Raw genomic sequence first — 24,298 nt, forward strand, 5'->3', positions numbered from 1 at the left:
CCGAGTGTGGTACGGGTCCTTGATTGTTTGCAGTCGAGTGACAGTGGTAACGGCGTGTCGAGTCACTCGACTGCAAACGATCAAGGCCGGCTCAGGCCGCGTCAGGTGGGGGTGTCGCGGTGGCGGAAGGTGGTGAGGCCGGTTGCGAGCAGGGCGGTGGCTACGGCGGTGAGGAGCACCAGGGGCAGGACTCTGACGTCGACGGCGGGCACCGACGGCACGTGGGTGTACGGGGAGAGGTTCAGCACCGCCTGCGGCAGGTCCAGCGCGGCACCCAGCTGACCGAGCAACAGGAACACGATCAGCACCGCCCAGCTCGACGCGACCGACCAGCGCGGCAGCGCGCCGAACAGGGCGGTCACCACCCCGGCGCCGACGAGCAGGGCCGGCAGCCACAGCAGCGCGGCTCCGGTCAGGTCGACGGTCCAACCGACCGGGTCACCGACCGCCAGCCCGTACCCGAGGCCGGTGGTGGCACCGGCCAGCAGCATCAGCGCCAGCGCACCGAGCACGGAACCGACCACCTGGGTGCTCAACCACCGGGTGCGGCTGACGGCGGTGGCGAGCAGCGGTTCGAGGATGCCGTCGGACTCGTCGCCGCGTACCCGCAGCAGGGCCTGCACCACGTACGCCCCGATGGTCAGGGCGAACAGCCCGAGCATCGCGGCCAGGAAGGCGTCGACCAGTTCGGCCCCGCCGCCGAGTTGGGCGATCGCCTCGGCGGCGGCCGGATTGTCGGCGATCATGTCGTCGACCTCGTTGCCGGCCAGACCCATGGCGAGGCCGAGCACCGCGACCGCGACCGCCCAGCCGGTCAGCGCGCCCCGGTGCAGCCGCCAGGTCAGCCCGGCCGGGCTGAGCAGTCCGGCGGCGGCGCGGGCCGGCCCGCGGCGGGCGGCGAGCAGGCCGGCGCCGAGGTCGCGCCGTTCGGCCAGCGCGTACGCCCCGGCGACCCCGGCGACCAGCAGGGCGACCGGCAGCGTGAGAACCCACCACCGCTCGTCGTCGAAGGCGCGAATCTGGGTGCCCCAGCCCAGCGGCGACAACCAGGTCGGCCAGGCGCTGTCCAGGCGCACCCCGTCGGCGGCGGGCTGACCGAGCACGTCACCCGTGGCCCGCAGCAGGAACGCCACCCCGACCGTGGCCGAGGCGAGCGCGTTGGCGCCCCGGGAGGTCACCGAGAGCTGGGCGGTGACGGCGGCCACGCCGGTGAAGGCGAGGCCGATGCCGACGATCGCCGCGGCGGCGGCCACCGAGCCGGCAACCGGCAGGCCGGCACCGACGAAGGCGAGCGCTAGCAGCGCCCCGGCCAGCACGTTGGCGCCGACCACGACGACCAGGGCCGCGGTGAGCAGTGCGTACCGGCCGACGGCGGCGGCACCGAGCAGCTCGGCGCGGCCGGTCTCCTCGTTCTGCCGGGTGTGCCGGACCACGGCGAAGGTGCTCAGCAGCGCGGCGAGCACGGCCAGGGTGAGGTACGTCTCGGTGACCACCACGGCACCGAGATCGGTGCTGGCGATCGGGCCGTTGAAGGCGCGGGCGACGACGCTGGTGTTGGCCACCTCGGCGTACCCGATGCGGTTCTGCTCGTCGGGGTAGATGCTGGCCACGCTCTCGGCGAGGGCGTAGCCGATCAGCGGGCTGCCGAGCGTCCAGATGGCCAGGCGGATGCGGTCCCGACGCAGGGCGAGTCGGGTGAGCCGACCGGTGCCGGTGAAGGCGCTCATCGGGCGCCTCCGGTCGGCGTCTGCCGGTCCCCCTCGATGGTCTCGCCGTAGTGCCGCAGGAAGAGTTCCTCCAGGGTGGGCGGTGTGCTGGTCAACGCGCGGACCTCGAAGCGGACCAGATGGGTCAGGAGCGTGTCGAGGTGCTCGGGCTCGACCTCCAGGCGGACGCGACCGTCGACGGGACGCACCTCGTGCACGCCGGGCAGCTCCGACAGACCGGTCACCGGACGTCCGGTCTCGACGGTGACGGTGGTACGCGCCAGGTGCCGCAGCTCGGACAGCGTGCCGGACTCGACGATCCGGCCCTCCCGGATGATGCTGACCCGGTCGCAGAGCGCCTCGACCTCGGCCAGCACGTGGCTGGAGAGCAGGACGCTCGCGCCGGCCTCGGTGAGTTGCCGGACCTCCTCCTGGAACACCGCCTCCATCAGTGGGTCGAGTCCGGAGGTGGGCTCGTCCAGCACGTACAGCTCGACGTCGGAGGCGAAGGCGGCGACGATCGCGACCTTCTGCCGGTTGCCCTTCGAGTAGGTGCGGCACTTCTTCGTCGGGTCCAGGTCGAAGCGGCGCAGCAGGTCGTCGCGGCGACGCGGGTCCAGCCCGCCGCGCAACGCACCGAACAGGTCGATCGCCTCTCCGCCGGAGAGGTTGGGCCAGAGGTTGACGTCACCCGGCACGTACGCCAGTCGCCGGTGCAACGCGACGGCGTCACGCCACGGGTCGCCGTCGAGAATGCGGACCTGCCCGGAGTCGCGGCGCAGCAGGCCGAGCAGGATCCGGATGGTGGTGGACTTGCCCGAGCCGTTGGGCCCGAGGAAGCCGTGCACCTCCCCCGGTTCCACCGTCAGGTCGAGCCCGTCGAGCGCGCGTACGCCGCCGAAGGTCTTGACGAGGTTCTCGATGGCGATCACGGACATGGACGCCTCCCGTCGTTACCGGTGTCTGCCACTGACCGATGGTAAGGGATGCGTGCACCGCCACCGTCCGGCGGTCAGGTGCGATTACGCTTAGCGTCATGACCTGCACGGAGACCGACGGCACCCGCAGCCGGATCCTGCGCGCCGCGCTGGACCTCTTCGCCGAGCAGGGCTACCAACGCACCTCGCTGCGGCAGATCGCCGAACGGTTGCGGCTGACCAAGGCCGCCATCCTCTACCACTTTCCCAGTAAGGCGCATCTGCTCGCCGCGCTGGCCGAGCCGTTGATCCGGGATCTGGAGGCGCTGCTGGACAGCGCCGGGCCACTGCCCGGCCGGCAGGCGAGGTGGACGCTGCTGGAGGGCTGGGTGGACACCATGCTCGCGCATCGTGGCCCACTCGGCATGCTCTTCCACGACCTCGCGCTCGTCGACCGGGGCAGCACCTACCACCGGCTGGTGCAGATCGCCATGCGGGCCAACCAGATCGTCGCCGGACCGAACGCCGAACGACGGGACCGGGTCCGGGCGGTCCAGGCCATCGCCATGTGCAGCGACCCGGTGGTGTTCATGATCGACGTTCCCGCGTCGGTACTGCGGGCGGACATGCTGGACGGCGTCCGCCGACTGTTGGGTGAGACGCCACCCGGTGACCAGCCGCCAGTCGCCCGCACCACGACGGCGACCGACCCAGCCGCCGGCGCCGCGCCGCCCGGGCGGGTGGGTCGGCGGCGGCCGGGCCGCCCCCGTGCGATGAGCCCGGAGCAGGTGCGCGCCGCCCGCCGGATGCATCTGGCGGGCACCCACTCGGCCGACGAGATCGCCGCCGAGTTCGGTGTCTCGCGCGCCACCGTCTACCGCCACCTCGAAGCCGACCGGGATAACGAGACAGTTACAAGATAGTTTTGCGACCTGGTCGACAGGTCACCGCACCAGCCCGAGCCCGGTGTACGTGCGCTCGTACGCCGGGAACGCCTCGTCGGTGTGCGGCGCGTAGATCCAGGTACGCAGCGAGTTGGCCGCCGTGTCGATCTCCACCAACCGCACCGGGTTGGTCCGGCGGGAGTGGAACGTCTGCAGGAAGGAGTAGACCCGGTTGCCGTGCACTCCGGTGTCCACCCGGGACGCCGCCGTGCCGGTGTGGCCGGAGAAGACGAACCGGATGTTCGGGTACCGTCTCACGAGATTGTCGAAGACGTACTGCGGGCTGGTCGAACCGTAGCCGGCCGACCGACCGATCGAGGCGTCGCTCTCCAGGTAATGATGGGTGACGATCACGACGTTGTGCCGGGGATGGGCGGCCACGACCGCCTTCGCCCAGTCGACCGCCACCCGGCGCGGCCACAGTTCCAGGCTCAGCACCAGCCAACGTACCCCACCAGCGGTGTAGGTGGCGTAGGCGTTGTCCACCTTGCCCGCCTCGAACTGGCCACCCACCGCGCCGAACCGCCCGGCGGTGAAGTACCTGTTGAACACCGTCGTGTCGCGCAGCAACTGTCCGGCGGGACTGCGCAGTTCCCCGTCCGGGCCGGCGGCCTGGGTGTCGTGGTTGCCCACGGCGAGGGTGTACGGCAGGCCGGCCGTCTCCAGTGGGCGCAACGCCGTGCGGGCCCGTTCGTACTGCACGTGGCTGGGGGTGTCGTAGTTGACCACGTCGCCGGAGTGCGTGACGAAGCGCAGGTCGAGCGTGGTGCGCTGGGCGACCAGCCAGTCGACGCGCTGCCGCAGCCGGGTGTCGCCGGCGCTGAGCACCTCCTCCTGGGTGTCCGGCACCACGGCGAAGGTGAAGCGCGGGTCGACCGCCGGCGGCGGCTGCGTTCGCACGTACGCCAGGTGAGCGTTACGGTCGCACGCGCGGGTGTAGCGGTCGTTGACCAGCTCGATCCGGACGTCGTGCGGACCGTCCGGCAACTCGGCGCCGACCGGATAGCCGCCGTAGTCGGTGGCGCTGGTGACGGTGACCTCGCCGACCAGCTCACCGCCGACCCTGACCCGTAGCGTCGGCCAGCCGTCGCAGTGGTCACCGATCGCACCGACGACCAGCCGGCCGGCGCCCGGGACGCGGGTCGTCGCGTAGCTGGCGTTGTGCCACAGCGTGGCGTGGGTGCCCGACGACGGCCGGGGCGTGCCCGTGGCCGGTTGGATCGAACCGTTGACCACGGTGAACGGCGACGCCGCGGGTGCCGCGCCGGCTGGTACGCCGGCCGACAGGACGACCACCACCGCCAGGATCGCGCGCGTGATCCGCATGGATGCCCTCCCTGTGCCACCTCCGGCAGCTGCCGGACATCGGGATGCTAAGACAGACCGACCGGGCATTCCCGGACCAGAACATCGACACGCAGTGACGTTTACTTTGACGAAACGTGACAAGCGACGCGGCGGTTCGGTCAGCCGACGTCAACCCAGTCGAGCGTGCGTTGCACCGCTTTGCGCCAGCCCGCGTAACCGGTGGCCCGCTGTTCGGGCGACCAGGACGGCTGCCAGCGCCGGCTCTCGTTCCAGTTCTCCCGCAGTTCGTCGGTGTTCCGCCAGAATCCGACGGCCAGTCCGGCGGCGTAGGCCGCGCCGAGGGCGGTGGTCTCGGCGACCACGGGCCGACTCACCGGCACCCCGAGGATGTCCGCCTGCAACTGCATGCAGAGGTCGTTGACGGTCACCCCACCGTCGACCTTGAGGCACTCCAGCGACACGCCCGAGTCCCGCGCCATGGCCTCGGCCACGTCGCGGCTCTGGTAGCAGATGGCCTCCAGGGTCGCGCGGGCGATGTGCCCGTCGGTGTTGTAGCGGGACAGGCCGACGATCGCACCCCGCGCGTCGGAACGCCAGTACGGGGCGAACAGGCCGGAGAAGGCCGGTACGAAGTAGACCCCCCCGTTGTCGTCGACCTGGCGGGCGAGGTCCTCGCTCTGGGCCGCACTGCTAATGATCTTCAGCTGGTCACGGAGCCACTGCACGGCCGAACCGGTGACCGCGATGGAACCTTCGAGCGCGTACACCGGCGGCTGGCCGGCGAACTGGTAGCACACGGTGGTGAGCAGCCCGGCCTCGGAGCGGACGATCTCCGATCCGGTGTTCAACAGCAGGAAGTTGCCCGTACCGTAGGTGTTCTTCGCCTCGCCCGGGGCGAAGCAGACCTGGCCGACGGTGGCCGCCTGCTGGTCGCCCAGGTCCCCGGTGATCGGTACGGGGCCGGCGAACGGACCGTTGGGCAGGGTGACGCCGTAGGCGTCCGGGTCGGACGACGGAACGATCCGGGGCAGCATCGCGCGCGGAATGCCGAAGATGGACAACAGTTCGTCGTCCCAGTCCAGCGTCTCCAGGTTCATCAGCATGGTCCGGCTGGCGTTCGTGGGGTCGGTGACGTGGATGCCGCCGTCGGTACCACCGGTGAGGTGCCACAGCAACCAGGTGTCGGTGTTGCCGAAGATCGCCTCACCACGTTCGGCGGCCGCCCGCACCCCGTCGACGTTCTCCAGAATCCACTGGATCTTGCCGCCGGAGAAGTAGGTCGCCGGTGGGAGGCCGGCCTTACGCCGAATGATCTCGCCGCGCCCGTCACGTTGCAGCGCCGAGGCGATCCGATCGGTCCGGGTGTCCTGCCAGACGATGGCGTTGTAGTACGGCCGGCCGGTGCGCCGGTTCCACACCACCGTCGTCTCCCGCTGGTTGGTGACGCCGAGGGCGGCCAGGTCACCCGCGGCCAGGCTGTGCGTGTTCAGCGCCGTACGCACCACCGTCTGGGTACGCTCCCAGATCTCCAGCGGATTGTGCTCGACCCAGCCGGCGCGCGGCAGGATCTGCTGGTGTTCGAGCTGGTGGCGGCCGACCTCGTTGCCACCGTGGTCGAAGATCATGAATCGGGTGCTGGTGGTGCCCTGATCCACGGCGCCGACGAATTCAGCCATGCGTTCTCCTTGTCCTGGTCCTCGCTGGGTACAGCCTCGGGGTAGATCCTTCCCGATCTCCGCGTCGCTGGCCACGAACGGCTGGCGCGGGCGACCGGTGGGCGGGCCTGCCGGGCGCAGCGGCACCGGGTGGGAGGGCCGGCGGATGCCCGGTACCGTTCGGCAGACCACCACTGGGTCGTCGCTGGCGGCGACCGGGAGCAGGAGCACAGCCATGCGGTTAGATCTACGCGACCGGACCATCCTGATCACCGGAGCGGCGCGCGGCATCGGCGCCCAACTGGCCCGGGCGGCCGCCGCCCGGGGTGCCCGGGTCGCCCTGGTGGGCCTGGAACCGGCGCCGTTGCGGCAGGTTGCCGCCGAGGTCGGCGGACACTGGTACGAGTGCGACGTCACCGACCAGGCGGGTCTCGACGACGCCGTCGCCTCGACCGTGCAGCGTTACGGCGGCATCGACGTGGTGGTGGCCAACGCCGGCATCGCCAACATCGGCACCGTGTCCACCGGCCCGGTCGACGCCCTGGCCCGCACCATCGAGGTGAACCTGACCGGGGTGGTCCGCACGGTCAGCGCGGCGCTGCCGCACGTGCGCGAAGCCCGGGGCCACGTGCTGATCGTGTCGTCGGCGGCGGCCTTCGCCGCCATGCCCGGGATGGCCGCGTACTGCGCGTCGAAGGCCGGGGTCGAACAGTTCGGCAACGTGCTGCGGCTGGAGAACCGCCGGCGAGGGCTCACCGTGGGCACCGCGCACCCGATCTGGATCGACACCGACCTGGTGCGCGACATCCGCGACGACCTCGCCTCGTTCCACACCGCGCAGCGCAGGCTGCCCTGGCCGCTGAACACCACGGTCAGTGTCGAGCGGTGCGCCGAAGCACTCCTGCGTGGCATCGAAGCTCGCCGACGCAAGGTCTACGTGCCACGCTCCATCGCACTGGTCCAGGCGCTGCGCCCGGTGGTGCTCAGTGGGTTCGCCGACCGGCTGATCGATCGGTTCGGCGGGGCGGAGGTGACCGAGCGGATGGAGGCGGAGGTACACCGCCTGGGCCGGTCCTTCGGTCGGACGTCGGTGGAGGGCGGCCGGTAGCGCGCGAATGGTTGCCCCTCGGCAAAGGTCGCGGATGTTCGTGGACGACGTAATCTGCCTGCATGAACAACCTCGGCCCGCCGGACGCCCGGGATTCCCGCGACCCGTCCCCCGGCGGGGGCAAGGCCACCCCGCTGCTGTCCGAGACGTTCACCGCGCAGACCGTGACTGCGCTGCGGCACCTGCTCGCCACTCGGGTGACGGCCGCCGGCCTCACCGGTGACGTGGCCGAGGATCTCGTCCTGGCCGTGCACGAACTGGTCACCAACGCCGTGCTGCACGGTGGGGGCCGTGGGCGACTCGACCTCTTCCGGCGAGCCGACCTGCTCGTCTGTGAGGTCACCGATCACGGACCCGAGCGCGGCGCAGACCTGCCGGTGAACCTGCCGGCGACGAACACCCCGGGCGGCCGAGGTCTCTGGCTCGCCCATCACCTGACCGGGGCGCTGACGCTGACCCGCCGACCCGACGGTCTGACCGCGACCGTCACCGCCAGTCTGCGCGTCGAGCCGTCCGGGTCGCCCGAGGCGGCCACGGACCGGCCGCCGCGCCCGTAAGCGACGGCCGGTCCACCCCGGTCAGCCCTTCTGCTTCTGCTGGCACGGCACGCAGAACCGCGCGTGCGGCAGGATCTCCAGGCGTTCCCGGGCGATGTCCGTTCCGCACCGCTCGCAACTGCCGTAGCCGCCGGCGGTCAGCCGCCGCAGCGCCCCGGCGATCTGGTCGAGGCTCTGCCGGGTGGCGGCGATCAACGCGGCGTTCGTGTGCGCCTCCGCCGGATCGCCGGTGTCGGCCGTCAACTCGGTCAGCCGAGCCGTCTGGGCCTCGAACTCGTGGCTGAGCGTCGTTTCGAGTTCGGTGAGCCACCGCTGGTCGTAGCTGTCGGTCCGTTCGCTCATGTCGGTTCCCTCCGGAAAAGAAAAAGGGCCGAAGCGGTGCGCTTCGCCCTTGGCCGTCACGTGTCTGTGCACGGCTTCCGGAGGGCTGCGACCGGCGGGACGCGGCTGGCCGGGGCCGGTCGGTGCCGGAATCCGGGACGCCGCGGTGGCCGCGCCCGGCGCGCGCAGCCCGGCCGCCATCGGGACGGCGGCGCGGTCGAGCGGCACGGCGGTTCGCATCGGACCACCATAGGCGGCGGCCGGCCGGAAACCAATGCCGATCCGACGCACGGGTCGAACCGCCCGGGCCCACGTCAAGGTGGGCCAGCCAGCCCAGACCAGCACCAGAGCGGATCAAAGCCGCTAAGGTGACGGTGGCGGAGGAGTTGACGGGCGCTTCGCCGTCGGCTCGGGCCACCCCGGCACCAGTCCTCGTCGGCCGGACACGGCCCGTAGGAGGTGCCGGGATGTCGGAGGCGGTGCGCGACTTCTTCGACGGTCTCGCCAAGGGTGGGGGGCGGATGCTGCGGCAGGTCTCCGGCACCGTGCGCTTCAACCTGGCCTATCCCGACCGGGTCGACCACTGGCTGGTCAGCATCGACCAGGGCCGGATCACGGTGTCGCGTGACGACGTACCGGATGTGGACACGGTGATCTGGGCCGACGCGCAACTGTTTCTCCGGATGGCCTCCGGAGAGGTCAAGCCACTGCCGGCGTGGCTGCGCAACGACTTCACCGCCGACGGCGAATTCCGTCTCGTCATCATGCTGGAGCGCCTGTTCGCACCGCCGCCCGACGCCCGTCACCCGCGCGAGGTGGCCGCCCACCGGAATCACCGGGCTCCGGCCGACCGCCGACAGCCGTCGCCTGGAGAAGTGGTCCCCCCTTCCGGCGATGGGGAGTTGCCGTGAAGAAACTGGTCCGCATCCTCGACGGCAACATCTTCGCGCTGAGCGAGGACAACGGCGACATGGACTTCAGTCCCACGAATCCGTCCGGGTTCTTCGCCTTCGACAGCCGCTTCCTGTCCACCTGGCGGCTGCGGCTCGACGGCGAGCGGCTGCACCCGCTGGCCGTGCACGATCCGAGCTACTACAAGATCCGATTCTTTCTGGTGCCCGGCCATCCGACCCACTACGTCGACGCGAAGGTCTCGGTGATCCGCGACCGGTGGATCACCGACAGCGCCTTCGTCGAGCACCTCACCGTGCTCAACCACACGAACGGCCCCGTCGACTACGTGCTACGCATCGACGTGGACAGCGACTTCGCACCGGTCTACGACGTGGTCTGGCCGCACGGGTCGGCGCTGCGCGGCTACCGCGAGGTGTCGGGGAACGGTCTGCGGCTCGGCTACCGGCGGGAGAAGTTCCACCGGGTCACCGACGTCTCCACAAACGAGCCGGCGGAGTTCGACGAGCACGGGCTGACCTTCCGGATCCGGGTCGACCGGCAGGGCCGGTGGCGCACCACCCTGCAGGTGCGGGCGCTGGTGCTGCGTCCGGACGGTGCGGACATGCGGGAGCGGCTGCGGCACTCGCACGGCAAGGCGGGCACCGAGTTGCGCCACGACCTGAGCGAGTGGGTCGCCGAGGCTCCCCGGCTGCACTGCGACTGGGAGTCGCTGTGCACGACCTACCAGCGAGGGCTGGTGGACCTCGCCGGACTGCGTTTCTCGCCGCTGGCGCTGCCGCACGAGACCATGCTCGCCGCCGGGTTGCCCTGGTCGGCCACCATCATCGGCCGCGACAACCTGCTCACCTGTTACCAGACCCTGCCGTTCGTTCCCCGGATGGCGGCGACCACGCTGCGGCTGCTCGCCATCGACCAGGGCACGGTGCTCGACGACTTCCGGGACGAGGAACCCGGCAAGATCCTCAACGAGTTCCGGTACGGGGAGATGGCCGCCTTCGAGCAACGTCCCCAGTCGCCCTACTACGGCGGCGCGGACGTGACGCCCCTGTTCGTCGTGCTGCTCGACGAGTACGAGCGCTGGACCGGCGACGACACGCTGGTACGGGATCTGGAGGACGCCGCCCGCGCGGCGCTGCACTGGATCGACGAGTACGGCGACCTGCGCGGCGACGGCTACCTCTGGTACCAGCCGCGCAACGACGCGAGCGGAGCGCAGAACCACTGCTGGAAGGACTCGCCGGAGGCCGTCTGTTACCGGGACGGCCGGCTGCCGGGGCTGCCGCGCGCCACCTGCGAGTTGCAGGGGTACGCGTACGACGCCAAGCGGCGCGGTGCCCGACTGGCCCGCGAGTTCTGGGGCGACCCGGCGTACGCCGACCGCCTGGAACGGCAGGCCGAGGAACTCAAGCGACGATTCAACCGCGACTTCTGGATCGACGGGAGTGAGTATTTCGCGCTGGCGCTCGGCCCCGACGGTGACCAGGTGGACGCGCTGGCGTCGAACATGGGACACCTGCTGTGGAGTGGCATCGTGGACGACTCCCGGGCCGCCGCCGTCGCCGGTCACCTGCTCGGGCCACGGCTCTTCTCCGGCTGGGGAGTACGGACCCTGGCCACCGAACAGGCCAGCTACAACCCGCTCGGTCTTCACGTGGGTACGGTCTGGCCGTTCGACAACTCGCTGATCGCCTCCGGGCTGCGCCACTACGGCTTCGCCGAGGAGGCGGGGAAGATCGCGGAGTCCGTCATCGAGGCGTCCCAGCACTTCGCCGGGCGGATGCCGGAGGCGTTCGCCGGCTACGACCGCCAGCTGACCCGGTTTCCGGTGCCGTACCCGGCGGCGAACAGCCCGCAGGCCTCCGCGACCGGTGCCACGTTCCTGCTGCTGCGCAGCCTGCTCGGCCTGGAGCCCTACGGCGAGCACCTGGTGGTGCACCCGGCAATTCCCCCGCGCTTCGGCCGGATCGAACTGTTGAACATTCCGGGCCGCTGGGGCCGCAAGGACGCGATCGCCAACGCCCGGGCGGGCATACCAGCAGCGCACAGTGGCAACAGGTGAGCCTGGACCGGGCCGAGGTAACGTGCTGCGGCATGAGCGGCGTGGCGTACTCGCATTGTTCGTACTGTGGCGCGGCGTACCCGCCGCCGGCCGGCTGGCCTCGGCTCTGCGCGACCTGTGGTCAGCAGGTCTGGCGCAACCCGCTGCCGGTGGCGGTGGCCGTACAGCCGGTGCTGACCGCCACCGGCCTCGGCGTGGTCGTCGTCCGCCGGGACATCGAACCCGCCCGGGGACGGCTCGCGCTGCCCGGCGGGTTCGTCGAGTACGGCGAACGGTGGGAGGACGCCCTGGTCCGCGAACTGCGCGAGGAGACCGGCCTGCGGGCCGAGGCGGCCGGTGCCAGGCTGCTCACCGTGCAGAGCGCGCCGGCCGGCGGCACCATGCTGATCTTCGGAGAGCTGCCGGCCCGCCCCGCGGAGGAGCTTCCGCCGTCGGCACCGACCGCGGAGGCCACCGAGTGGCTGGTGCTGACCGAGCCGACCGAGCTGGCCTTCTCCACCCACACGGAGGTGCTGGCTGATTTCCTCGCCCGCCGCCCGGTCTGACCCGCCGGGCAGCGCCGGCAGGCGTGTTCGTCGGCTCGGCGGGTAGAAGGGGAGACCGCACCGGGACGCCGGCCCGTGCCAGGCCGGGTCGGTGCACACGTTCCGGAGGGCCGATGACCAGCGAGCCGGGGGCCTCGGACGACGTCGTGGAGCTGCGGGTGCACGGCGTGTCCGGTGCCGATGCCGAACAGATCCTCGACCGTCCGCACAGTCACCAGGTCGCCGGGGACCGCAGCGGCGGGTTCTACCGGCCGCGCCCGGGCTATCCGGACACCAGGGGCCCGGCGGGCGTGACGCTGGAGGCGTACCGCTGGGGTGAACTTCCCTCCGGCACCACCGTCCGCACGCTGTCGCTGATGTTCCTGCTGCCGTTCATGCTGTGCAACGTCGCGATCTGGATGCGGCCGCCCCCCGGGAACAAGTCCGATTCCGGGGTGAAGGCGTTGTGCCGGCTGCTCGCCCTCAGCCTCACCATGCTGTACGTGCTGGCGGCGATGGGCGTGGCGCTTGACCTGATCGCCTGGCGGTGCGTGCCGAACCCGTCCTGTCTGGCCGGGCGACCGTGGCTGTCCTGGATCAGCGACCGGCCTCCCGGGCTCACCCTGGCCGTCTTCGCGCTCCTGCCCTTCGGCGCGCTCATGCTGATCTGGCTGCTCGGTGTCCGCCCCGGCCGCAACTTCGCCGCCTTTCACACCTCGATCAGCACCTCGGGGGGGCACCAGCTCAGCGCGGTGGGCCAGTGGGACAGCGCGCCGACCGTGGACCGGCTCTGTTCACTGCACGGCGCCGCCGGCCTGATGACCCTCGGTCTCGGTCTGGTCGCCGCCCGGATCAACTCGGGCCCGTCGCCGCTCAGCGTGACCCTGGCCGTGGTCACCGGTGCGGTGCTGCTGGCCAGCATCGTGCTGGTCTGCGCACACCCGTTCGTCGACCTGCTGCCGGTCGGCTCGTACGCGGACCGGATCGCGCGCGGGCTGCGCAACCTGGCCTTCGTACTGATCGCCGTGGTGCTGGTGGCGGTGTCGGTCGACCCCACTCCGTGGCGGATCCGGGACGGGCTGCCCGGCTACGCCACCGCCGTCGGGCTGGTCATCTCCGCCCAGGCGGTCCTGCTGTTCCTGCTCGGCACGGGCGCGCTGATCGCCCGGAGCCGACGACGCGACAGCACCGCCGACACCAGCGGCCGCGCCGAACCGCCCGGCCGTCGAGGCGCCGGCCGCGGTGCGCCGCCGGTACCCAGTGTCGAGCCCGACGAGGCGCGTCGCGGCTTTGGCCGTGACGGGCTCGGCGCCGGACCGCTACGCGGGCTGGGCGCGCCCGTGATCGCGGCCACCGCGACCGGGCTGGCGGTGGCGATCTCCGCGGACCTGGTCTACCGGGTGGCCGATCTGCTCAACCGCCGTGCCGACGCCGACGGGGAGCGGGAGATCAGCCCGCCACTCGGCTACAAGTGGGCCATCTTCGTGTTCCTGGTGGCCTCGGCCGCCACCCTGCTGGCCGGTCTGATCATCGTGCTGACCAGTCGCATCCCGCGGATGCGTACCGCCCGGGCCACCGTCGCGCACGACTTTCCCGACGCACCGCCGACCGCCCGGTACCGCCTGCACCAGATCGAGCGCATGATCGCCCGGGCGCGGTTCACGGAACGGGTGGAGTCACTCGCGGTGGTGTACGCCTGTGTCGTCGGGGTAGGCATGCCCAGCAGTCTGCTCGGCATGTTGGGGCTGGCGCCGGGCACCACGGTGCAGCAGTTGACCGGCATTCCGGCCGCGGCGACCAACTTCGGTATCCAGGTGGGCAGTTTCCTCATCGCGGTGGTGGTGCTCGCGCTGCTCGTCGGCGGCATCTTCGCGTACCGCACTTCCCGGTTCCGCAGGTACGTGGGCGTGCTGTGGGACCTGGGGACGTTCTGGCCACGGGTGGCGCACCCCTTCGCACCGCCCTGCTACGCCGAGCGCGCGGTGCCGGAACTGGGTCGACGGATCGCGCACCTCACCGACCAGGGTCACGGAGTGCTGCTCACCGGGCACAGTCACGGCTCGGTGCTGCTCGCGGCCACGATCCTGCAACTGCCACCCGAGATGTGCGGCCGGTTGGCGCTGCTGACCTACGGCTCACCGCTACGCCGGCTCTACGCCCGGCTGTTTCCGGCCTACGTCAGTGACGAGGTGCTCCGCGACGTGGGCGACCGGGTCAACTGGCGGTGGATCAACCTGTGGCGGGACACCGACCCGATCGGGGGCTGGGTCTTCTCGCCGCACCGGCCGGAGCATCCGCCGGCGGTGTCCGGCGCCGCCGGCACCGTGGACCGGCGACTGCGCGACCCGATCGGTGTCGTCCCGCCGCCCGGCGACAGCGTCCCGCACCCGATCGTCGGGCACTGGCCCGGCGAATCCGATCCGCGCTTCGAGACGGCGGTGGCGGAGCTGGCGAGCCGGCTGCGTGAGCACGACAAGCCGGTCTGAGCCGGCCTGCGGTACGGCTATCCTTCCCCGGATGGGCACCTCCCCCAGCGCCGAGCGGACCCTGATCGCGGCCAACCGCCGGGCCCGCCACGACTACACACTGCTCAAGACCTACGAGGCCGGCATCGTGCTGGCCGGCACCGAGGTCAAATCGCTGCGAGCGGGTCGCGTCTCGCTTGTCGACGCCTTCGCGCAGGAACGCGACGGCGAGATCATGCTGTACGGACTGCACATCGCCGAGTACGGCTACGGCAGCTGGACCAATCACGCACCCAGGCGGACCCGCAAGCTGCTCCTGCGCCGGGTGGAGATCGCCCGGATCCTGGACCGGACCCGCGAGGGCGGCATCACCCTGGTGCCGCTGTCGATGTACTTCTCCGGCGGCTGGGCGAAGGTGGAGCTGGCACTGGCCAAGGGGCGCCGGTCGTACGACAAGCGGCAGGTGCTGGCCGAACGCGACGCGAACCGGGAGATCGCCCGCGAGCTGGGCCGCCGGCTCAAGGGCCGCCCAGGTCGACGCTGAGCCGCAGACCCGTGGTTCGGCCCTCGGGCCTGGTCGAGCCGGGGCGGACACGACCTGAGCTCGTCGGGAACCTCACGCCGGCCCCCGGGGTCTCTCCCCGGGGTCTCTCCCCGGGGTCTCTCAGCCGGCGAGCAGCTGGGTGTGCGCCGCACGCAACCGGGTGAGCGCGGGATCGCTTCCCGGGGGAAAGCGCCGATCCAGCTCGGCCCAGACCTCGGCGAGCGCCATGGTCACCGCCCGCAGCTCGGCGGCGTGTCGGCGCCCGCTCTGCTGCCGCTGCGCGTCGAGGCGCCGGGACCAGCCGGCGGTGACCTCGGCCAGCCGACCGGCGTCGGCGCGGGCCTCGGCGACGGTGCGGGCGGCCGCCGCCGGCACGATCGCGGCGACCGGCCGGGGGTCACCGTCCCGGGTCACCACCGTGACCGAGTCGGTCAGTTCGGCCATGGCGACGAGTTGGCTCAGTCGGGTGCGCGCCTCGCGGAGGGGCAGCGAGCGCGCCGGGGCGTTTCGCGGAGTGAGGGCGGGGACAGCCATGAATACATGGTCGGTGCCGGGTACGACACTTTCCGCGACGGTCAGCGCGCCGAGTGGTCCCGGCGGGACGGAAACTGGGTGCCGGGCCGGGCCAGCGTCGACCGGGCGCGCAGCCCCACCGGATCGGGTGCGTCGGCGTTCGGCGGCGCGGTGGCCGTGGGCGGCTGTGGTCGCCGGGCGTCCAGGTAGGCGAGCGCGGCGCGGTCCTCGTCGGTGGGTGCGGCGAGCAACGCGTACACCAGGCCGACCACGCCGAAGATGACCAGCAGCACGATCGGGATCAGCAGCGTACCGACACCGGCCCCGCTGATCTCGCCGCGCTCCTCGTGCAGGTGCACCGACAGGGCGCTCATCCCGGTGAAGTGCATGCCGTTGACGGCCACCCCCATCACCAGCGCCGAGGCGAAGATCGCCGCCCCCTTGCGCACGGTCACCGCGAGCCAGAGCGCGACGGTGGCGGCGACCACGGCGATCAACACCGACAGCCCCACCCGGAGGTTGTCGTAGCGCAGTTGACCGTCCAGCCGCATCGCCGCCATGCCGGTGTAGTGCATCGCCGCCACTCCGGCACCGGTGAACAGGCCGCCACCGAGGATCCGCACCGCCGAGATCCGACCGGTGCCGACGATCGCCAGCCCGATGCCGACCGCGATCACCGCGATCAGCGCGCTGCCAACGGTGATCGGCACGTCGTAGCGGATCCGCGACCCGGTCACCGCGAAGCCCAGCATCGCCATGAAGTGCATCGTCCAGATCGCCGTGCCGCCGAGCGCCCACGCGGCCAGGGTCCCCCACCAGAGCTTCTGGCCGGTGCTGGTGGCGGTCCGGATGCGGCCGGCGCAGACCAGGCCGAGGATGGAACCGAGCACCGACAGCGCGTAGCTCAATGCCGGTGTGATCCAGCCGTACTCAAAGTGATTGATGTCCGCCACGTGGGCTCCCCCCAGAGCTGCTACCGGCGCGTAACGCACGCGCCGAAGACATGATCCGGGACGCTCCCACCAGGCACAACAGGCCCCCCGGCAATTCTTGGGGTGCCGCTGCGGTAACGCAGCCGATGCGTCGATCCGACGGTCGCCCGGCGGCCGGTCGGCCGATTCAGGCCGGTGAATGGTACGCCAGCACACCCCGGTTGACGGCGCTTATCGCCTGCCGTGCGGTGGCCCGCAGCTCGGTCGAGGCACCACCGGAGTCGGCCAGCTGGCCGAGCAGGTCCACCACCTGACGGGCCCAGCGGACGAAGTCCCCGGCGGGCATCTCACCGTCGAGCTCGTGCCCGCTGGCCAGCACCTTCGCCAGCGCCTCACCCCGGGCCCAGCGGTAGACCGGCCAGGCGAAACCGAGATCCGGCTCGCGGGTGACGGCCAGCCCGCGCGATGCTTCCTCGGCCTCGATCTCGCTCCACAGCTTGAGGGTCGCGTCGACGGCCTCGGCGACCGCGCCGCGGGGCAGCGAGGCTCGTTCGTCGACGTCGCGGCGGGCCTCGAAGACCACCACCGACACGGCGGCGGCCAGCTCGGCCGGCGACAGACCGTCCCAGACGCCACGCCGCAGGCATTCCGCCACGAGCAGGTCCGCCTCCGTCCAGATCCGCCCGAGCATCCGGCCGGCGTCGGTGACGGCGCCGTCGGCGGCGAGATAGCCGCGCCCGGTGAGCAGCGCGACGATCCGGTCGAAGGTACGGGCCAACGATCCCGTCCGACCGGCGACCCGCTGCCGCAGCTCCTCGGTGTCACGTTCCAGCCGGCGACGGCGCTCGGCCCAACGGGCGTGCTCCTCGCGCTCCGGGCAGGCGTGGCAGGGATGCCGGCGCAGCTCGGTACGCAGCTGGCTGAGCTGGTGGTCCTCCCCCGACTGCCGACCCCGGGCCCCCCGGCGGGAGTGTCGGTCCAGTCCGGTGCCGCTGACCTGGGCGGCGAGATCACGCCGGGCCGCCGGATTGCGGTGGTTGAAATGCTTCGGCACCCGGATGCGGGCCAGCACCTCGGCCGGGGTGGTGAAGTCGCCGGGGCTGATCCGGCCGGCCCAGCGGTCCTGGGTGAGCACCAGCGGGCGCGGCTCGCTGAAGCCTCCCGCCGCCGGATCGAGCACCACGGCCAGGCCGGCCCGCCGCCCGGACGGCACCCGGATCACGTCACCGACCCGCAGCCGCTCCAGGGCCGCCACCGCCGCCGCCCGACGCTGGCTCTGCCCCTGCCGGGCGATGGCCCGCTCCCGATCGGTGATCGCGACCCGCAGGGCGAAGTACTCGTCGAAGTCACCGTGGTGACACTCCGCCTCGACGCCGTACGCCTCAATGGTCTCGGTGTTGCGTTGCACCTGTCGGGCCAGGCCGACCACCGAGCGGTCCGCCTGGAACTGCGCGAACGACGACTCCAGCAGCGCCCGCGCCGATTCCGCACCGACGCTGCCGACCAGGTTCACCGCCATGTTGTACGACGGCCGGAAGCTGGATCGCAGCGGATACGTCCGGGTGGAGGCCAGACCCGCCACGTGCCGGGGGTCGGTCTCCGGGGACCACACCACCACGGCGTGCCCCTCCACGTCTATGCCCCGACGCCCGGCCCGCCCGGTGAGCTGGGTGTACTCCCCCGGGGTCAGGTCGACGTGCGCCTCGCCGTTGTACTTGACCAGGCGTTCCAGCACCACGCAGCGGGCCGGCATGTTGATGCCCAGAGCCAGGGTCTCGGTGGCGAAGACCGCCTTGACCAGCCCACGGACGAACAGCTCCTCCACGACCTCCTTGAACGCCGGCAGCATCCCGGCGTGGTGCGCCGCCAGCCCGCGCTCCAGCCCGTCGAGCCACTCCCAGTAGCCGAGCACCGACAGGTCCTCGCCGGGGATCGCGGTCACCCGGGACTCCACCACCCGGCGGATCTCCGCCCGCTCCTCGGGCGAGGTGAGCCGCAGCCCGGCCGCGAGGCACTGCTGCACCGCGGCGTCGCAGCCGGCCCGGCTGAAGATGAACAGGATCGCCGGCAGCAGTCCCTCGCGGTCCAGCCGGTCGACGATGTCCGGGCGCAGCGGCCCCCGCCAGCGGGGGCCGCGCCGGCCGGCGCCGAAGCCGGCGGAGCGTCCCTCGCCGAGATCCAACCGGCGCATCGTGTCCCGGGTGTAGCGCAGCAGCTCCGGGTGCACGTCGTGCTTGCGGGCGGCGGCGGCGTCGTGGAACAGGTCGAACATCCGCTTGCCGACCAGCATGTGCTGCCACAGCGGCACCGGCCGGTGCTCGCTGACCACCACGGTGGTCTCGCCCCGGACGGTGATCAGCCAGTCGGCGAACTCCTCGGCATTGGAGACCGTGGCCGACAGCGACACCAGGGTCACCGAGGCGGGCAGGTGGATGATGACCTCCTCCCACACCCCGCCACGGAACCGGTCGGCCAGGTAGTGAACCTCGTCCATCACCACGTACGCCAGGCCGTCGAGGGTGGCCGAGCCGGCGTACAGCATGTTGCGCAGCACCTCGGTGGTCATCACCACCACCGGGGCGTCGCCGTTGATGGCGTTGTCGCCGGTGAGCAGCCCGACCTGCGCGGCGCCGTACCGGTCGACCAGGTCGTGGTACTTCTGGTTCGACAGGGCCTTGATCGGCGTGGTGTAGAAGCATTTGCGCCGGGCACCGCCGGCCGGTGCCGGCCGACCGGGCGCGCCCCGCAGCGCCAGGTGTACGGCGAACTCGCCGACCACCGTCTTGCCGGCACCGGTCGGGGCGCAGACCAGCACGCCACTGCCCCGCTCCAGGGCCTGGCAGGACTCCCGCTGGAAGTCGTCGAGATCGAACCCCAGATCGGAGGTGAACTCTTCAAGCGCCGGGAACTCTGAGGCCTGGGCGGCCCGGCGGCGCGCCGCGGCGTACCGCTCGGCGGGGCTCGACATGTCCTCAAGATTAGTGCGTGCCCACGACGGGCACCGGGCAAGGCCGAGCGCCGGGGCGGTCCGAGCGGGTCGGTAGGGTGCAGCACGTGCCGGATCATGCCGAACCGACCAACCCCGTACCCGACACCGACGATCGGGGCCCGTCCCGGCGGCGGGTGCGGGCGGTCCTGTTCGACTTCCACGGCACCCTCGCGCAGGTGGAGGAGCCCAGCCAGTGGGTGCTGGCCGCCGCGTCGGCGTGCGGCGTGGACCTGGACCGGGCCCGCGCGACCGCCCTGGCCGACCGGCTGCTCACCGCCGGCCGTGCCGGTGGGCCACTGCCCGCCCGGGTACCGCCCCACCTGGCCGAGCTGTGGGCCGACCGGGATCTCTACGAGCACGCCCACCGGGGTGCCTACACCGGGCTGGCCGACACCGTCGACGCCGGCATCGACGGCTTCGCCGAGGCGCTGTACGAACGGCTGCTGGTGCCGCAGGGCTGGGTGCCCTACCCCGACACCGCACCGACCCTCGCCGCCCTGCGGGCCGCCGACGTCCGGGTGGCCGTGGTCAGCAACATCGGCTTCGACATCCGGCCCCTCTTCGACGCCTGGGGGCTGGCCGACCTGGTCGACGCCCACGTCCTGTCGTACGAGGTGGGCCGGTGCAAGCCCGACCCGGCGATCTTCTGGCGGGCCTGCGGCCTGCTCGGCGTCGACCCCGAGGAGTCGCTCATGGTCGGCGACACCCCCGCAGACGCCGGTGCCGTCGCCGCCGGCTGCGCCGCACTGATCCTCCCCGCCGCCGACCCCGGCCGCCCCAACGCCCTCGGCTCCGTCCTCAACCTCCTCCCCACCCCCTAGACCTCCGCGATCTTGCACTTATGGTCGCCGATATGTCGGCTTCCGGCCACTTTTCCCCGACCAGAAGTGCAAGATCGCGGGCGGTGGAGGTGGTGGAGGTGGTGGAGGGTGGTCAGCGGAGGAGGTGGAGGGCGGCGGGGGTGGCGGTGACGGTGAGTGGGAGGGGGAGGGAGCGTTCGCCGTCGGCGTAGGTGGTGATGCCCTCCGCCGCGGCTAGGGCGACGGTGCGGGCGCGGTGGGTGTGCACCAGGGGATGGGTGACGTGGGTGCCGGCGTAGATGCGCGGCTTGACCCGGATCAAGGTACGCCTGTCGAATCGACCACCTACCACCACGTCGAGCAGGCCGTCGGTCGGGTCCGCGTCGGGACAGATCCGCATCCCGCCGCCGTAGCTGGCTCCGTTGCCCACCGCCACCAGGACCGCATCGACCTCGATCCGCTCACCGTCGAGGACGAGGGTGTACCGGCGGGGCCGTAGCCGGGCCAACTCCACCAGAATGGCCAGGTCGTAGCGGCGTGGGCCGCGCGGCCAGCGCATCCGGTTGGCCCGCTCGTTGACGATCGCGTCGAAGCCGGCCGCCAGCACCGCGCCGTACCAACGCACCGTGCCGTCGGCCCCGGTCATCCGGGCCAGGTCGACCGGCCGGCTGCGTCGCTCGCGCAGGGCAGTCGCGATGATTTCGACAGCAGCCCGGGGATCGGCCGGGAACCCGGTCTCCACCGCGAAGTCGTTGCCGGTGCCCGCCGGCACCGGCCCGAACGGCACCGAGGTGCCGGCGACGGCCTGCATCGCCCGGTGCACAGTGCCGTCGCCGCCCACCGCGACCAGGGCACCGGCCCCCTCGGCCACGGCGGCCCGGCAGGCCGCCTCGGCCTCGGCCGCGCTGCCGGCCCGCAACAGCCGTACCGGCCGACCGGCGGCCGAGATCCCGTCCAGCAGCTCCGGCAGCAGCCCTCGGTGCCGACCACGGCCGGCGGTCGGGTTGGCCAGCACGGCGACGGGCCCGCCGGGCACCGAAGGGTGATCGTCTGAGGTCACGGCGAGCACCGTACCTGCCGGGACCGCCGCGACCGCGGCGAGCCGGCACCACCCCGCCGGGAAACGAAACCGGACAGTACCCCCGCTACGCCGCAACTGTCATTTGTCATGACCGGTCGTGCGGCACGCATTCATCTCCATGACTGAAAACACTAGGGACGCCATAGGCCGAACGGACAGACTCGGATCCATCAACAGGACCACAGCCGGCGGGCGGATGGGAGGCGACACAGTGGACGAGCGCTACGACAGCTACTGCGCAGCCGACCCGCTGTTCTACGACTCCCTCGGCAGCGCCGTCGCGCAGCCCACCTTCGCCGCGGCGACCCGGCCGCTGCCGGCGGGCTGGCGCCGGGAGTCGCTCGACGACTGGCTCATCCACGCTCCGGACGGCGAACGCCTGCCGCAGCAGGGCTGGAAGGTGCACGTGTCGGCCACGGTCACCAACGCCGACCGGGTGCTGGATGCCGTGTGGGCCTACTGCGTACCCCGGGGGCTGTCCTTCAAGTTCCTGCGCGGCCCCCGCACCCTGCTGCTGCGCAACTCCAAGTACGCGGCCCGTGCCGCCAGCGGCAAGTTCGTCACCGTCTACCCCCGCGACGACGCCGAACTCGAACTGGTCTGCAAGGAACTGGACGAGCTGCTCACCGGCGAGGCCGGCCCGTACATCCTCAGCGACCTGCGCTACGCCGCCGGACCGGTGTACGTCCGCTACGGCGGCTTCGCCGCCCGGTACTGCCACTCCGCCGACGGGCAGGTGGTCCCGGCCGTCGAGGACGAGTCCGGCACCCTGGTGCCGGACCGTCGCGACCCGGTCTTCCACGTGCCGTCCTGGGTGGCACTGCCCGACTTCCTCGCGCCACACCTGGCCGCCCGCAACGCGACAAGCACCGACGAGGTCCCCTACCGGATCGAGAAGGTCATCCACTTCTCCAACGGCGGCGGCCTGTACGTCGGACGCGACGTGCGCACCGACACGCAGCTCGTGTTCAAGGAGGCCCGGCCGCACGCCGGCCTGGACGCCGACGGCGTCGACGCCGTCACCCGGCTGGCTCGGGAGGCCGCCGTCCTGCGCCAGCTCGCCGACCTGCCGCAGGTGCCCCGGGTGCACGACGAGTTCGCCCTGAGCGACCACCGGTTCCTCGCCCTGGAGTTCATCGAGGGCCGCCCGCTGAACAAGCTCCTGGTCGAGCGCTACCCGCTTATCGACGCCGACGCCACCGACGACGACCGGGCGGCGTACGCGAGCTGGGCGCTGGACGTCCACCGCCAGGTCGACGAGGTCGTCCGGGAGATCCACGCGCGCGGGCTGGTCTACGGTGACCTGCACCTGTTCAACATCATGCTGCGTCCGGACGGCCGGGTCGCGCTCGTCGACTTCGAGGTGGCCGCCCCGGTCGACGGGCACCGCCGACCGGGCCTGCGCAACCAGGGCTTCGCCGCACCCCGGGGACGCACCGGCGTGGCCGTCGACCACTACGCCCTGGCCTGCCTGCGGCTGGCCCTGTTCCTGCCGCTGACCCAGCTGGTCCGCCTCGTCCCGGCGAAGGCGGCGCACCTGGCCGACATCATCGCCGACGCCTTCCCAGTGCCGAGGGACTTCCTCGACGCCGCGGTGGCGGAGATCAGCACGCCGGACGCCCGGCCCGGGGAACCCGTACCGCCCACCGCCGACGTGCCACCCGTCGACCGGGACAAGCTCACCCGCGCCGTCCTCGCCAGCGCCACTCCCGACCGCGCCGACCGGCTGTTCCCCGGCGACATCGAACAGTTCCGCAGCGGCGGGCTCAACCTCGCCCACGGTGCGGCCGGCGTGCTGTACGCGTTGCACCGCAGCGGCGCTGGCCGGTGGCCGGACCACGAACAGTGGCTGGTCCGCCAGGCCACCGCACCCCCGTCGGGCACCCGGTGCGGCTTCTACGACGGCCTGCACGGCGTCGCGTACGCCCTGGAACTGCTCGGCCGCCGGCAGGACGCGCTCGACGTGCTCGACATCTGCCTACGCGAGTCGACCACCGGGCTGGACCACAGCCTGACCGGCGGGCTGGCGGGCATCGCCCTCAACCTGGCCGAGCTGGGCGGGCGTACCGGGGAACCGGCGCTACGGGAGGCGGCCTGGCAGGTCACCGGAGAGTTGGTGGAACGACTCGCCGACGACCCCGGCGGCGACGTCAGCGGGGGGCGACACCCCTACGCCGGGCTGCTCCGCGGCCGGACCGGAGCGGCGTTGCTGCTGGTACGACTGTACGAGCTGACCGGCGACCCGGACCTGCTCGACCACGCCGCCACCGCGCTGCGCCAGGACCTGCGTCGCTGCGTGGTCCGACCCGACGGTGCGCTCGAGGTCAACGAGGGTTGGCGGACCATGCCCTACCTGGGGCAGGGCAGCGTCGGCATCGGGCTCGTCCTCGACCAGTACCTGCGCCACCGCCACGACGAGCAGTTCGCCGAGGCGAGCGCCGGGGTGCGGCGCGCCGCCCGGTCGCCGTTCTACGCCCAGTCCGGCCTCTTCGCGGGTCGGGCCGGCATCATCGTCTACCTCGCCGCCCAACCCGACGATCCGGAGCTACGCGACGAGCTGGACCGGCAGATCCGACGGCTGAACTGGCACGCCCTGCCCTACCGGGACGGCACCGCCTTCCCCGGCGAGCAGTTGCTGCGGCTGTCCATGGACCTCGCCACCGGCACCGCGGGCGTACTGCTGGCGCTGGCCGCCGCCCGGACCGACGACCCGGCGGCCCTGCCCTTCCTCGCGCCCCTCACCGGCGCACCAGACTCCCCCGCGACGGCGGGGGCGACCCTGACCCCGATTCCCGATGGGAGGTGACACGACATGGCGCTCCTCGACCTTCAGGGACTGGAGGCGGCTCCGGCCGACCGGACCGGCGGTGGTAGCCGGGCGAGCCTGCTGCTCTGCGGCGACAGCTCGCTGTCCGTGACGACCTGCAACTGATCGGACCGCAGCACGCGAGGCCCTGGAC

Annotated in this window: 20 protein-coding genes; 11 read left to right on the forward strand and 9 right to left on the reverse strand. The window is 72.0% G+C overall.

What is annotated here, in order from left to right:
• Window positions 1-101 precede the first annotated feature (101 nt).
• Entirely contained in the window at window positions 102-1,727 is a 1,626-nt protein-coding gene (locus KBX00_RS02945; protein ID WP_210822990.1) for an ABC transporter permease, read from the reverse strand.
• The gene (locus KBX00_RS02950) at window positions 1,724-2,644 is read right to left on the reverse strand and encodes an ABC transporter ATP-binding protein (protein WP_210822991.1); all 921 of its coding nucleotides are present in this window, start codon (window positions 2,642-2,644) and stop codon (window positions 1,724-1,726) included. The genes KBX00_RS02945 and KBX00_RS02950 overlap by 4 nt, the downstream gene beginning before the upstream one ends.
• Window positions 2,645-2,742: 98 nt before the next feature.
• Between KBX00_RS02950 and KBX00_RS02955 the strand changes: the two genes are divergently transcribed.
• Window positions 2,743-3,546 (forward strand): TetR family transcriptional regulator, encoded by an 804-nt coding sequence (locus KBX00_RS02955; RefSeq protein ID WP_210822993.1) that lies wholly within the window; start codon window positions 2,743-2,745, stop codon window positions 3,544-3,546.
• Between the two features lie 21 nt (window positions 3,547-3,567).
• On the opposite strand, the gene KBX00_RS02960 is transcribed toward KBX00_RS02955, so the two are convergent.
• Window positions 3,568-4,893, reverse strand: a complete 1,326-nt coding sequence (locus KBX00_RS02960) for a carbohydrate-binding domain-containing protein (protein WP_210822995.1) — start codon at window positions 4,891-4,893, stop codon at window positions 3,568-3,570.
• A 140-nt stretch (window positions 4,894-5,033) separates the two neighbouring features.
• Entirely contained in the window at window positions 5,034-6,551 is a 1,518-nt protein-coding gene (glpK, locus tag KBX00_RS02965; protein ID WP_210822997.1) for a glycerol kinase GlpK, read from the reverse strand.
• A 214-nt stretch (window positions 6,552-6,765) separates the two neighbouring features.
• Between glpK and KBX00_RS02970 the strand changes: the two genes are divergently transcribed.
• Both KBX00_RS02970 and KBX00_RS02975 read left to right on the forward strand, forming a co-directional pair.
• Entirely contained in the window at window positions 6,766-7,638 is an 873-nt protein-coding gene (locus KBX00_RS02970) for an SDR family oxidoreductase (protein ID WP_210822999.1), read from the forward strand.
• A 62-nt stretch (window positions 7,639-7,700) separates the two neighbouring features.
• Window positions 7,701-8,195, forward strand: a complete 495-nt coding sequence (locus KBX00_RS02975; RefSeq protein ID WP_210823000.1) for an ATP-binding protein — start codon at window positions 7,701-7,703, stop codon at window positions 8,193-8,195.
• 21 nt (window positions 8,196-8,216) lie between these two features.
• Here KBX00_RS02975 and KBX00_RS02980 read toward each other — a convergent pair whose 3' ends face one another.
• Window positions 8,217-8,537, reverse strand: coding sequence for a TraR/DksA family transcriptional regulator (locus KBX00_RS02980; RefSeq protein WP_210823001.1), 321 nt, complete (start codon window positions 8,535-8,537; stop codon window positions 8,217-8,219).
• A 446-nt stretch (window positions 8,538-8,983) separates the two neighbouring features.
• On the opposite strand from KBX00_RS02980, the gene KBX00_RS02985 reads away from it, so the two are divergent.
• The 5 genes from KBX00_RS02985 (at window position 8,984) to smpB (ending at window position 15,023) form a co-directional block, all read left to right on the forward strand.
• Window positions 8,984-9,427, forward strand: a complete 444-nt coding sequence (locus KBX00_RS02985) for an SCP2 sterol-binding domain-containing protein (RefSeq protein WP_210823002.1) — start codon at window positions 8,984-8,986, stop codon at window positions 9,425-9,427.
• Window positions 9,424-11,490, forward strand: a complete 2,067-nt coding sequence (locus tag KBX00_RS02990) for a glycogen debranching N-terminal domain-containing protein (RefSeq protein WP_210823003.1) — start codon at window positions 9,424-9,426, stop codon at window positions 11,488-11,490. Before KBX00_RS02985 ends, KBX00_RS02990 begins: the two co-directional genes overlap by 4 nt.
• Window positions 11,491-11,522: 32 nt before the next feature.
• On the forward strand, window positions 11,523-12,035 hold the full coding sequence (locus tag KBX00_RS02995) for an NUDIX domain-containing protein (RefSeq protein WP_210823004.1): 513 nt from the start codon (window positions 11,523-11,525) through the stop codon (window positions 12,033-12,035).
• 113 nt (window positions 12,036-12,148) lie between these two features.
• On the forward strand, window positions 12,149-14,500 hold the full coding sequence (locus KBX00_RS03000; protein WP_210823006.1) for a hypothetical protein: 2,352 nt from the start codon (window positions 12,149-12,151) through the stop codon (window positions 14,498-14,500).
• Between the two features lie 31 nt (window positions 14,501-14,531).
• Complete coding sequence (gene smpB, locus KBX00_RS03005; protein ID WP_210823008.1) at window positions 14,532-15,023, forward strand: SsrA-binding protein SmpB; 492 nt, start codon at window positions 14,532-14,534, stop codon at window positions 15,021-15,023.
• A gap of 120 nt (window positions 15,024-15,143) precedes the next feature.
• Here the strand turns inward: smpB and KBX00_RS03010 are convergent, their stop codons facing one another.
• The 3 genes from KBX00_RS03010 to KBX00_RS03020 all read right to left on the reverse strand — a co-directional run bounded on the left by KBX00_RS03010 (window position 15,144) and on the right by KBX00_RS03020 (window position 19,436).
• The gene (locus tag KBX00_RS03010) at window positions 15,144-15,557 is read right to left on the reverse strand and encodes a type II toxin-antitoxin system Phd/YefM family antitoxin (RefSeq protein ID WP_210823009.1); all 414 of its coding nucleotides are present in this window, start codon (window positions 15,555-15,557) and stop codon (window positions 15,144-15,146) included.
• 41 nt (window positions 15,558-15,598) lie between these two features.
• On the reverse strand, window positions 15,599-16,489 hold the full coding sequence (locus tag KBX00_RS03015; protein ID WP_210823010.1) for an MHYT domain-containing protein: 891 nt from the start codon (window positions 16,487-16,489) through the stop codon (window positions 15,599-15,601).
• Between the two features lie 166 nt (window positions 16,490-16,655).
• Window positions 16,656-19,436, reverse strand: coding sequence for an RNA helicase (locus KBX00_RS03020; protein WP_210823011.1), 2,781 nt, complete (start codon window positions 19,434-19,436; stop codon window positions 16,656-16,658).
• An 86-nt stretch (window positions 19,437-19,522) separates the two neighbouring features.
• On the opposite strand from KBX00_RS03020, the gene KBX00_RS03025 reads away from it, so the two are divergent.
• Window positions 19,523-20,278, forward strand: a complete 756-nt coding sequence (locus KBX00_RS03025; protein ID WP_307867984.1) for an HAD-IA family hydrolase — start codon at window positions 19,523-19,525, stop codon at window positions 20,276-20,278.
• Between the two features lie 112 nt (window positions 20,279-20,390).
• On the opposite strand, the gene KBX00_RS03030 is transcribed toward KBX00_RS03025, so the two are convergent.
• The gene (locus KBX00_RS03030; protein ID WP_210823012.1) at window positions 20,391-21,326 is read right to left on the reverse strand and encodes a diacylglycerol kinase family protein; all 936 of its coding nucleotides are present in this window, start codon (window positions 21,324-21,326) and stop codon (window positions 20,391-20,393) included.
• Between the two features lie 223 nt (window positions 21,327-21,549).
• Between KBX00_RS03030 and lanKC the strand changes: the two genes are divergently transcribed.
• Both lanKC and KBX00_RS03040 read left to right on the forward strand, forming a co-directional pair.
• Window positions 21,550-24,144: a class III lanthionine synthetase LanKC gene (gene lanKC / locus KBX00_RS03035; RefSeq protein ID WP_307867987.1), complete on the forward strand. Its 2,595-nt coding sequence runs from the start codon at window positions 21,550-21,552 to the stop codon at window positions 24,142-24,144.
• Between the two features lie 6 nt (window positions 24,145-24,150).
• A complete protein-coding gene (locus KBX00_RS03040; protein WP_093405935.1) occupies window positions 24,151-24,270 on the forward strand; it encodes a SapB/AmfS family lanthipeptide in 120 nt (39 codons plus the stop codon).
• Window positions 24,271-24,298 lie beyond the last annotated feature (28 nt).

Origin of the sequence: Micromonospora sp. C95 (assembly GCF_018070465.1) — a bacterium.
Taxonomy (GTDB): domain Bacteria; phylum Actinomycetota; class Actinomycetes; order Mycobacteriales; family Micromonosporaceae; genus Micromonospora.